The following is an 11,408-nucleotide window of genomic DNA, read 5'->3' as shown; positions in this document are numbered from 1 at the left end:
ACAAGTTAAGCTTATATTTGCGAACAATCAATCGGCACAGTAAAAACAAAACTGAGGAGGGATATGCGTATTTTGTTGGTAGAGGATGATCCGCAATTAGGACGCGCTACGCAGCTAGGCTTGGATCAGTTAGGTTATGCGGTTGATTGGGTACAGTCGGCAGAAGATGCAGAAATATCTATTAAACTCCATCAGTATCAATGTTTGTTACTGGATCTAGGTTTGCCGCGTCAAGATGGCATGACTTTATTGAAAAAATTGCGAGCAGCCGGGTTTGATCAATCGATTTTGATTTTGACCGCAAGAGATCAAATTCCCGATCGCATCATGGGTTTAGACAGCGGCGCTGATGATTTCATCGTCAAACCGTATGACATAGATGAACTTGCTGCCCGCATCCGTACGGTTCGTCGGCGCTTAGTTGGTCGCAGTCGAGAGATCCTAACCCATCGCGGTGTCGAAATTGATACCGCCGCGAGACAGGTCAAATTGCATGGTGAGTCGGTTAATTTGACGACGCGAGAATTTAATATCTTACAAATTCTGTTTGAGCATTTAGGACAAATCATCACGAAAGATCAGCTGGAACAAGCGCTTTATAGCTGGGGTGATGAAATCGAAAGTAATACGATACAAGTACATATTCATCATCTGCGCAAGAAACTCGGCAAAGAATTGATACGCACTTTGCATGCGGTTGGTTACGTGATCGATAAAGAATAATGTTGAGAGATACCGATTAGGGTAATCGGCACAGTAAGAGAAGCAGATATGAATTTAAGTAAAATCGAGTTGAAAAATTTGGCGAAGAAAGAAGGCGAGGGCTGGTCGCTGCGTCGTTCGATCTTGGCAATTGTATTAGCGATTACCGTATCAATTTGGGGCTTTAGTGGCATCGTCGTGTACATCGAGGCTGATCAAGAAAGCCAAGAATTATTTGATCAATCCTTAGCCGAGACTGCGCATTTGTTGTTGACGCTTGCCGATCATGAAGCTGAGGAACGCTTAGCTTCGACTGCTGATACCTTGACCGAATCCAATGTGGAAAAGCATAGCCAGTATTTATTGCTGCAAATCTGGGATACGCAAAAGCGGCTACTATATCGTAATAATGCAGCGCCAGAAACGCCCTTGACCACTGACACCAATAGTGGTTTCGGTTGGACCCAATTGAATGGACAACCTTGGCGTACTTATTCGATTTGGAATGCGCCGCATCGTTTGCAAATTCAGATCGCTGAACCAATTAGTCATCGTAAAGATATTAGCGGCCGTTTTGCCTACAAATTACTGGTATTTGCGTTACTGGTGTTGCCCTTAATGGCCGGTGCGATATGGTGGATGATTAATCGCTTATTCCGTGCGTTACAACACTCGGCTGATCAAGTTAGTCAACGTACGCCCAATGATTTAGAAAAAGTCGATTTGGCTGGAGCGCCGATTGAATTGCACTCTTTACTTAGTGCTTTGAATCAGTTGTTTGAACGGGTTAGTCATGCGATGGAGCAAGAGCAACGATTCACCGCAAATGCTTCGCATGAATTGCGTACGCCACTAGCGGCGATTAAAGCAAATTTGCAGGTTATCCAACGTGCTCGCAATGATCATGAACGTGACGAAGCTGCTGCGGGTCTGTTGATTAGCGTTGATCGTGCAACCCGCTTGGTTGGGCAGTTAATGACCTTATCTAAACTCGACCCACAAGCAGCGCGTGATCCTGCTTTACAGACGGGTGATTTGCAAGCATTTTTAGCTAAGCAAGTCGCTGAATTTACCGCTATCGCAGAGAAAAAACAGTTAGCTTTTACCAGCGAGCTGCAAGCTGCTTCTTGCTTAATAAATCCCGATACGCTGGCGATTATGGTGCGTAATTTATTCGATAATGCGGTGCGCTACACACCTGCTGGTGGTCAGATTGCATTATCTTGTGGAAGTGTCGATGGTCGCGCCTTCTTACGTATTCAAGATACGGGTCCAGGGATTCCAGTCGAGATGCGTGAAAAGGTATTTGAACGTTTCTTCCGTTTGCCCGGCGCGAGCGCATCAGGGAGTGGCTTGGGCTTGTCGATCGTCAAGAGTATAGTTCACAGCCATGATGCGCAACTTGAACTGGGGGAAGCTGCGGGGCAGGGCTTGATTGTTACAGTATGGTTTTCTTCTTAGACTTGTATCTAAATTTCTTTCTAAATGTTTTTCTAATGTTTGCAATTGATGTGTTGGTTGAAGTAGCTTGAGAATAGTCGATTGCTCATTTAAACCGCTAGCTTCGATGGATTTGCGTCTTTTTTTGTGAGTTGGGAACTCTGGCGTGCAGCTCTAGTCCATACTTGTTTGTAGCATCTTCATGGCATCTATCATTCGGTACATGTCTTTTTTTCGAGACTTATTTGTAGGCTAACTTAGGAACTCACTATGTCGATATCTCGTAGCAAAATAAGCCGTGCCATCATCGCTATTGCAGTGAGTAGCGTTGCCGCTGGCTTCAGTGCGCAAGTTGGTGCACAAATTAGTGCACAAGCCCATGCACAGAATGCTGTAAAGAACCTTAGTCCCGAACAAAAACAACTGCGCGCGATTTATCAAGAGTTGGTTGAGATAAATACCACCAACTCAGTGGGCAGTTGCACTGCGGCCTCAAAGGCGATGGCGGCACATTTGAAAAAGGCTGGCTTTGCTGATAGTGATATGCAAGTCATTGTGCCACCCGGCGCACCCAAGAAAGGCAATTTAGTCGCGCGTTATAAGGCAACTGCTGGCGCAACACAAAAACCTTTGTTACTGCTTGCGCATATCGACGTGGTCGAAGCGAAACGTGAAGATTGGTTGCGCGATCCATTCAAATTGATAGAAGAAGATGGTTTCTTTTATGCGCGTGGCTCGTCTGACGATAAGCCAATGGCAGCAATTTTCGTTGCCAATATGATGCGTTATAAACAGGAGAAATTGAAAACCAAGCGCGATATCATCATGGCCTTGACCTGCGATGAAGAGTTAGTACCAGCAGAATTTAATGGTGTCGAGTATTTGTTAAAGAATCATCGTGAATTAATCGATGCAGAACTTGCTTTAAATGAAGGCGGTGGTGGTAGCTTAGATAAAAATGGCAAACCAGTGCGTCATGGCATACAAGCAGGCGAAAAGATATTTCAAAGTTTTAGTTTAGAGGTGACGAATACTGGCGGACACAGCTCGGTGCCACGCAAAGATAATGCGATTTATCAATTATCAGATGCATTATCGCGTTTGGGTAAATATGATTTCCCTTTCCGCTTGACGCCAACCACACGTGGTTTTTTTGAAACCATGTCGAATATAGAGAGCGGGCAATTGGCCGCAGATATGAAGGCCATCTTACGTGAACCAGTCGATGCAGAAGCCTTGGCACGTTTAAGTGCCACTACGCCGTTTTATAACGCCAGTTTGCGCACCACCTGCGTGGCGACGATGGTGAATGCGGGTCACGCGACCAATGCATTACCGCAGCGTGCACAAGCCAATGTGAATTGTCGTATTTTGCCCGGTGAAACTGTCGAGCAAACTCAAGCTAGCATCCAATCGGTGTTGGCAGACAGTGCGATTAAAGTGACGCCAGTCGGTACCGCCACAGCATCGCCTGCACAACCCTTACACCCTGAATTGATGAAGGCCGTGACTGATTTAACGCAACAAATGTGGCCAGGTATTCCTGTAGTACCGACCATGTCGCCAGGCGGCACTGACGGTCGTTTCTTAAATAATGCGGGAATTTGGACTTATGGTGTGAGTGGGATTTTTCATTATCCAGAAGGCTCGAACGCGCATGGCTTGAATGAACGTTTACCTGTGAAATCGCTGTATGAAGGTCAACGGTTTTTATATGATTTGGCGAAACGCCTTAGTCAGTGAAATTCATTCAGTGAAACTCATTTCATCAAGCTAAAAAAATAATTCACCGTTGAGAAAAAAGCGCCTTGTGCATTGATACACATGGCGCTTTTTTTATTTTAGATCTGCTTGGTTTGGCAATGCTTAATTTTGCTGCGGAAGATGAATGGTAAAACAAGTTAGTTGATTTTCCGAGCTTGCGCTGATTTGTCCACGATGTCCATCGATAATCGCCTTTACAATCGCTAAACCTAAGCCAGAACCTTCGCCATCGGCATGTTGGCGTGCATGGTCGGCGCGGTAAAAACGTTCAAAGATACGACTCAGATGATGGGTTGGAATAGTGCTGCCGGGGTTGCAAATCTTTAGCTCGATACACGAGGATTGTAGCTGTAGATGCACTTGGATACTGTTGCCTTCTGGTGTGTACCGTAGGGCATTAGATAAGATATTGCTGAGTGCTCGTCTTAACATCAAGCGATCACCGCGTATCACCCAGCTTGCGGCATTTGATTGCTCAATTTGTAGATCAAAGCGAATCGTTTTTTCGTCCGCTAGCGCCTCATAAAATTCAAATAAATCGCGTAGTTCACGCACGATATCGACCGCTTCTACATTGGCGAGACTTAGGCCATTTTCTGCTTTGGCAAGAAATAACATATCCGCAATCATGCGCGCCAGACGGCTGTATTCTTCAGCATTCGATTCTAAGATTTCGCGATAGCTTTGTGCATCGCGCGCTTGTGACAAAGACACTTGGGTTTGAGTCATTAAATTGCTGATAGGCGTACGCAACTCGTGTGCAAGATCGGAAGAAAAATCAGATAAGCGTTGAAATGCTTCTTCTAGTCTTGCTAGCATTTGATTTAAGCTTTGTGCTAAATCGGCTAACTCTGGCGGCACGGATTCTAATGGTAAGCGTTGATCTAATTTATTGGCGGTCACTTTGGCTGCGCGTTCTCGCATAATGCGCAATGGACGTAAGCCGCGGCTGGCGGCAAACCACGCTAACACGCTCGTCAGTGCAGCAGCTACAAATACAAATAGCCACAGGGTCTTACGAAAGCTCGCCATGAATTCTTGGTGGTGCGCAATATCAGTCGCAATCGCCACTGTGATGGGCGCATATTGTGGATCTTTGGTGGTGAAAACACTGACTAAGCCGCGATAGTGATCGCCGTTGGCATCCCAAGAAAATAGGGTGGGGCTGGGTTGGCTTCGTGCTCGTTGTAAATATACAGCGGGAAATTTAACTGCCTCTGATGCCAAGATTACTTGGCCTTGTTTATCTAAAATGGTGATCGCTAAATCATGATGCCCGACCAAGGCATCGCTGAGCTGATCGGCTAAATTGCGTACTTCTTGTTCGCTATTCACACGTTCAATGATGTGCTGTGCAAGCTCTAATTTTCCGCTCAAGGCATGGTGATCTTGCTCTTTAAAGTGCGCATCGATGGACGCACCAATCAACCAGCCCAAGCTGAGCAAAACGATACACGATAGGCTGGTGAAAAATAGCGTTAAACGCGCTGTCAGTGAGAGTTGCTGCATTATGTTTCTTTCACTTCCATCACATAGCCCATGCCGCGTAGTGTGTGAATTAATTTGGGTTCAAAAGCGTCATCGATTTTGCTACGTAAGCGGCGAACAGCTACTTCAATCACATTGGTATCGCTATCAAAATTCATATCCCAGACTTGGGAGGCGATCAGCGAGCGCGTCAGCACTTCACCTTGGCGGCGCATGAATAATTCGAGCAATAAAAATTCTTTGGCGGTTAACTCTATTCTTTGTCCATTTCTTGTGACGCGATGTTTGAGTCGATCTAATTCAAGATCAGCTACGCGCAAAGTGGCGGATTCGATTTGATTCTTGCCGCGTCTAAGTAAAGTTCTGACGCGCGCGACTAGTTCAGAGAATGCAAATGGTTTAACCAAATAATCATCCGCGCCAAGTTCCAAGCCTTTGACGCGATCTTCGACTTGGTCTTTTGCGGTCAAGAACAGGACTGGGGTTTGTAAGCCTTGACGGCGCAAGGCTTCTAACACTTGCCAACCATTCAGTTCGGGCAGCATGACATCGAGTATCAATAAGTCATAGTCGCCTGATTTGGCTAAATGCAATCCGTCTAAACCATTGCGGGCGAGATCAACGCTAAAGCCGAATTCGCTTAAGCCTTGTTTAAGGTAATCGCCAGTTTTTTGTTCATCTTCAACGATTAGGATTTTCATGTAGGACTTTGATGTTTGATGTGATTTTGATGCGAGAGCGAAGTAGCTTGGCAAATTTTTCCCAAGTTTTGCCAATTTTACCCGCGAAGTTCCACTTCACTCCAATAAATTCCCCTTTAATCCCCAGAATGCCTTTGCTCACTTTAAGAGTCTCAGTTTTGTGCCCGCAGATTACAGATTTGTAATCTTGCAGTCAGCTAACTGTCGTGATGCGAAAGCGATAATAGTGGCTATTTTTAACATGGTTGATGTTGTTGATTGTCATTTTGCTTTGGTTTGTTTTGCTCGACGCAAGTTTGACGACGATTTCACGCTATCAAGGAGTGAGTTTTGAAATCCTTTTTTTGTTTAATTGTTTTTTTTCTGAGTATGCAGATCGCCAGCTCAGCGATCGCACACGGTAATGATGACCACGAACATGCAACGCCTGCCGTACCCACGACGCAAGTCGCGCCGCGCGCTACTGCCCAAACTGAAGATTTTGAGTTGGTTGCGGTGTTGCAAGCACGTTCCTTGATCATTTATTTGGATCGTTTTGCCGACAATAGTTTGGTTGCGGATGCACAAATCGAAGTTGAGAGCGGTAACCTATTGAAAGCGATCGCTAAGCAAACTGCACCGGGCGTGTATGTGATTGAATTGGCGCAAGGCGTTATGGAAAAAGTGGGTAAATATCCCTTGTCGATTTCGGTGCAGGCGGGTGAATTAGGGGATGTGATGACGGCGAGTTTAGAGATCCCTGATCTCAGCGAGCAAGCGCATGATCATCCAGAAACATCGAAAACTGGCTGGTGGATTGCACTGGGTTTACTGTTAGTAGTGATATTTTTCACTGCTATTTTGATGTTCAAGCGTCGCCAAAACCGTTCTGCTTGGGGAGCGTAAGTCATGCAAACACGATCCATTTTGAAATCCGCCATGAAATTATCGACGTTTTTTTCTGCACTATTATTGTTGACTCACGCTAACTTGGTACGAGCGCATGGCGATGAAGATCATAGTAAAAAGCCGACCAAAGCTGCTGCAAAACCTAATGCTAGTGCAAGCGTCAAATCAAGTTTTTTAGATGCGACAGCGGCGCAGCGTCTATCTGACGGTAGTTTGTTTGTGCCTAAGATTGTGCAAAGACAACTGGCATTGCGCACGCTGCTTACCGAGCAAGCAGAATTACCAAATACGATAGAACTTAACGGCAAAATTATCGCTGACCCAAACGCAGGTGGTCGTGTGCAGGCTAGTCAGCCAGGTCGACTAGAAGCAGGGCCGGCTGGTTTACCTAGCCTAGGTCAACGTGTGAGTAAAGGCCAAGTCTTAGCGTATTTACGTCCGGTGATGAGTAGTTTGGATCGAGGTAATAGCCAATCAATTTTGGCGGATATCGATTCACAATTATCGATTGCCGAACGTAAGGTGCAACGCTATGAACAATTATCCGAAGCTTTGCCTAAAGCTACGGTGGAAGCGGCACGTTTTGATTATGAAGCGCTGAAAAAACGTAAAGCAGCGGTTGAAGCGAGTCTGTCAAAAAGTGAAGCCTTGATCGCGCCAGTGTCAGGCATCATTAGTGTGGCGAATGCGGTCACTGGACAGGTATTTGATGCCAAAGAAACCCTGTTTGAAATCATTGATCCGAATCGTTTGATGGTAGAAGCTTTGGCTTACGATCCTATTTTGACCGCAGACATTGCGAATGCAACCGCGACTTGGCAGCAGCAAAAGACTTCGGTGTCTTCAAATGCGTCACTCGGTTTATCGCTGAACTTTGTCGGGGGCGGTCAGCAAATGCGTGAGCAAGCAATACCTTTACTGTTCAGAGTCTCAGGCAAACCGACCGCAGTAGCCGTTGGGCAGGCGATAAAAGTGATTATTCAAACCAAGCGCTTAACGACAGGATTTGCCGTACCGAATTCCGCTGTGATGAAGTTGACAGGCGGTGAATCAGCGGTATGGGTACATACGGAAGCGGAACGTTTTGTACAACGTAAAGTGGTGGCGCATAGTCTGGACGCTGAGCGTGTCGCTATCGTCTCCGGCTTAAAAGAAGATGAACGCGTGGTGACCGCTGGCGCAAGTTTGTTAGCGCAAGTGAAGTAAGGAAGTCTGCCCATGTTCCAATTCATTATTAACACTAGCTTACGCCAACGGCTGATCGTACTCGCTGCATCAATTTTGTTGATCGTTTACGGCTTGCTCAGCATGCGTCAAATGCCGGTCGATGTTTTTCCTGATTTGAACAAGCCTACAGTGACTTTGATGACGGAAGCCGGCGGTATGGCACCGGAAGAAGTCGAACAACTGGTGAGTTTTCCGCTTGAATCAACCATGAACGGCATGCCCGGCGTTACGCGTGTTCGTTCGGTATCGGGTGTCGGTTTATCGATTATCTATGTTGAGTTTGATTGGGGTACCGACATCTACCGCAATCGTCAGCAAATCGCAGAACGTTTGAGTTTGGTGCGTGAGCAATTGCCAGCTGGCGTGACACCGCAAATGGGACCGATTTCTTCGATTATGGGAGAAATCTTGTTGATTGCATTGCCTGTCAGTGCGGAATCTCATATTGCAGACGCCAATAGAGCTGAGACCAATTCAACTAATGCGGCTGCAGGTACATTCGCGATGCAAGTGCGTGAATATGCCGATTGGGTGATGCGGCCACGTTTATTGAATATTCCAGGTGTAGCGCAGGTCACGCCGATTGGTGGCGAAGTTCGTCAGTATCGGGTTGAGATCAAGCCCGCGCAATTGCAGTCATTGGGCATCGAACTCGATAAAGTCGAAGCCGCACTCAAAGATTTTGGTGCGAATACCAGTGGCGGTTTTGCTGAGGCAAATGGCCGCGAATATTTGATTCGCCAAATCGGTCGCACTAGTCGTATTGAAGATTTGCAAAATGTCGTAGTAGCGGTGAAGCAAGGGCAAGCGATCTTATTGAAACAAGTCGCTGATGTGGCAATTGCACCAGCTTTTAAACGTGGTGATGGTGGTTACAAAGGCAAGCCAGCGGTGATACTCTCGGTGCAAAAACAACCGACCGCAGACAGTGTGAAATTGACTCGCGAAGTTGAACGCGCAATCGCCGAATTAGGAAAGAATCTGCCACAAGGAGTAGAGCAACCGCAATTCTTGTTCCGCCAAGCTGACTTTATTAAGAATTCGCTCGATAACGTGAATGATGCCTTACGTGATGGCGCGATCATGGTGGCAATCTTATTGTTCCTATTCTTGTTGAATATTCGTACCACGATCATTTCTTTAGTAGCGATTCCTTTATCCTTGTTGGCGACCATCTTAGTGTTCCGCTATTTGGATTTATCCATCAATACCATGACGCTGGGCGGATTAGCGATTGCGATTGGTGAATTGGTCGATGATGCCGTGGTCGATGTGGAAAACGTGTTGCGGCGACTGAAAGAAAATAGTTTGCTGGCACAACCTTTACCTAGCTTGCAGGTGATCGCAAGTGCGTCTGGTGAAGTGCGCAGTGGGATTGTGTATGCGACTGTGATTGTGGTACTGGTGTTCGTGCCCTTGTTTGCTTTGCCGGGGATTGAAGGCAGTTTATTTACTCCACTCGGGATCGCTTATGTCGTATCGATTCTGGCCAGTATGGCAGTGGCGATGACGGTGACGCCAGTATTGTGCTACTTCTTGTTGCCAAAGATGAAGCAGCTAGGTCATGGTGATAGTGCGCTCGTGGTCTGGTTGAAAAAGTGGGACACCCGACTGTTGAATTGGTCTTTTCAACATGTACGTAGCTTGTTTGCAGTGGCAATTGTCGCTGTTGTTTTGGCGGCGATCAGCGTGCCATTTTTTCCTCGTGCGTTTTTGCCCGCGTTTAATGAAGGCACCTTGACAGTCAATTTGGTATTGAATCCCGGAACTTCATTGGAAGAATCGAACCGCCTCGGTAGTCTGGCTGAGCAATTGATGTTAGCAGTTCCAGAAGTGACACAAGTCGGGCGCCGAACCGGTCGTGCTGAGTTGGACGAACATGCAGAAGGCGTACACTATAGCGAGATGGACGTCGATTTAAAGAAATCCAAACGTAGTCGTGATGAGATTATTCAGGATATTCGCGAACGTCTCAAAGTCTTGCCTGCCAATAGTAATGTCGGTCAGCCGATCTCGCATCGTCTAGATCATTTGTTGTCTGGTGTGCGTGCGCAGATTGCTTTGAAAGTGGCTGGTGATGATCTCGACACACTGCGTAATATCGCCCATGATTTACGTGAACGTTTGAGCCGCGTTCCTGGGATTACCGATTTGCAAATTGAGAAACAGGTCTTAATTCCGCAGATTAAAATTCATGTCGATTATGATCAAGCGGCGCGTTACGGTATTGCGCCCGGTGCGCTATTGCGTAGCTTGCAGCAACAAATTGAAGGTGAAAAAATCACGCAGATCATTGAGGGAAATCGACGCTTTGATATGCTTTTGCGTTTGCCAGAAAATGGTCGCGATCTACAAGCCTTGCAGCAATTATTGATAGAAACGCCGCGCGGTCATGTTCCGCTATCGCAACTCGCCAAGGTGGAGGAGAGCGATGGCCCTAATCAAATTAATCGCGAAAATTCACGTCGTCGCATCGTCTTGTCGGCAAATACTGATGGTCGTGATATGACTGAAGTAATCAAAGATATACGCGAAGAATTGGCGGCAAAGGATTTGCCAGTTGGTTATTCGACATCGTTAGAGGGGCAATTTCAAGCACAAGAAAAAGCCTCGAATTTGATTGCCTTGTTGTCGCTGGTGTCTTTGTCTTTGATGTTCTTGGTGCTGTATAGCCGTTATCGTTCGATTGCTCTAACGATGATGATTATGGGGAATATTCCGCTGGCTTTGGTTGGTGCTGTAATAGCGCTATGGTTGGCAGGACAAACTTTGTCTGTGGCTGCTTTGGTTGGCTTTATTACTCTGGCTGGTATCTCGACGCGCAATGGCATTTTGAAAATTAGTCACTATATTAATTTGTGTGCGTTTGAAGGCGAGCAATTTGGCAAACAGATGATTATTCGTGGCTCACTAGAACGTTTAACGCCGGTCTTGATGACGGCTTTGGTCGCGGCGTTTGCCTTGCTGCCTTTGTTGGTTTCTGCCGACGCACCGGGTAAAGAGATTTTGCATCCTGTGGCGGTGGTCATCTTTGGTGGTTTGATTAGTTCTACTTTGCTCGATACCGTGTTAACCCCATTGATGTTCTGGCGCTGGGGTGAGAAACCTTTGTTGAATTTATTAGCCGCGACAAAAAATAAAGAACAGCAAGAAGTATTTTAATTTGAAGTAAAGTGATCATCTTTTAGAAAAGGAAAT

The 11,408-nt window shown here is 46.2% G+C and carries 8 protein-coding genes; 6 read left to right on the top strand and 2 right to left on the bottom strand.

Annotation, left to right across the window (positions count from 1 at the left end; translation table 11 throughout):
• Positions 1-63: 63 nt before the first annotated feature.
• The 3 genes from KDM92_RS08770 to KDM92_RS08760 all read left to right on the top strand — a co-directional run bounded on the left by KDM92_RS08770 (position 64) and on the right by KDM92_RS08760 (position 3,885).
• Positions 64-723, top strand: a complete 660-nt coding sequence (locus KDM92_RS08770) for a response regulator (RefSeq protein WP_212683982.1) — start codon at positions 64-66, stop codon at positions 721-723.
• Positions 724-771: 48 nt separating this feature from the next.
• On the top strand, positions 772-2,163 hold the full coding sequence (locus KDM92_RS08765) for an ATP-binding protein (protein ID WP_212683981.1): 1,392 nt from the start codon (positions 772-774) through the stop codon (positions 2,161-2,163).
• Between the two features lie 249 nt (positions 2,164-2,412).
• On the top strand, positions 2,413-3,885 hold the full coding sequence (locus KDM92_RS08760; RefSeq protein WP_212683980.1) for a M20/M25/M40 family metallo-hydrolase: 1,473 nt from the start codon (positions 2,413-2,415) through the stop codon (positions 3,883-3,885).
• 123 nt (positions 3,886-4,008) lie between these two features.
• Here the strand turns inward: KDM92_RS08760 and KDM92_RS08755 are convergent, their stop codons facing one another.
• A complete protein-coding gene (locus KDM92_RS08755; protein WP_212683979.1) occupies positions 4,009-5,415 on the bottom strand; it encodes a heavy metal sensor histidine kinase in 1,407 nt (468 codons plus the stop codon).
• The gene (locus KDM92_RS08750) at positions 5,415-6,095 is read right to left on the bottom strand and encodes a heavy metal response regulator transcription factor (protein ID WP_212683978.1); all 681 of its coding nucleotides are present in this window, start codon (positions 6,093-6,095) and stop codon (positions 5,415-5,417) included. The genes KDM92_RS08755 and KDM92_RS08750 overlap by 1 nt, the downstream gene beginning before the upstream one ends.
• Before the next feature lie 330 nt (positions 6,096-6,425).
• Here KDM92_RS08750 and KDM92_RS08745 point away from each other — a divergent pair, with 330 nt between their 5' ends.
• The 3 genes from KDM92_RS08745 to KDM92_RS08735 are packed head-to-tail and all read left to right on the top strand — an operon-like array spanning position 6,426 to position 11,372.
• On the top strand, positions 6,426-6,980 hold the full coding sequence (locus KDM92_RS08745) for a hypothetical protein (RefSeq protein ID WP_212683977.1): 555 nt from the start codon (positions 6,426-6,428) through the stop codon (positions 6,978-6,980).
• 3 nt (positions 6,981-6,983) lie between these two features.
• A complete protein-coding gene (locus tag KDM92_RS08740) occupies positions 6,984-8,189 on the top strand; it encodes an efflux RND transporter periplasmic adaptor subunit (protein ID WP_212683976.1) in 1,206 nt (401 codons plus the stop codon).
• A gap of 12 nt (positions 8,190-8,201) precedes the next feature.
• Positions 8,202-11,372: an efflux RND transporter permease subunit gene (locus KDM92_RS08735; protein ID WP_212683975.1), complete on the top strand. Its 3,171-nt coding sequence runs from the start codon at positions 8,202-8,204 to the stop codon at positions 11,370-11,372.
• The last annotated feature ends 36 nt before the right edge of the window (positions 11,373-11,408 follow it).

The sequence above is a fragment of the Affinundibacterium baiyunense genome (assembly GCF_018139645.1).
GTDB lineage: Bacteria > Pseudomonadota > Gammaproteobacteria > Burkholderiales > Burkholderiaceae_D > Undibacterium > Undibacterium baiyunense.
The sequence above is the reverse complement of the archived record's forward strand: the minus strand, read 5'-3'. Positions and strand labels throughout refer to the sequence as shown.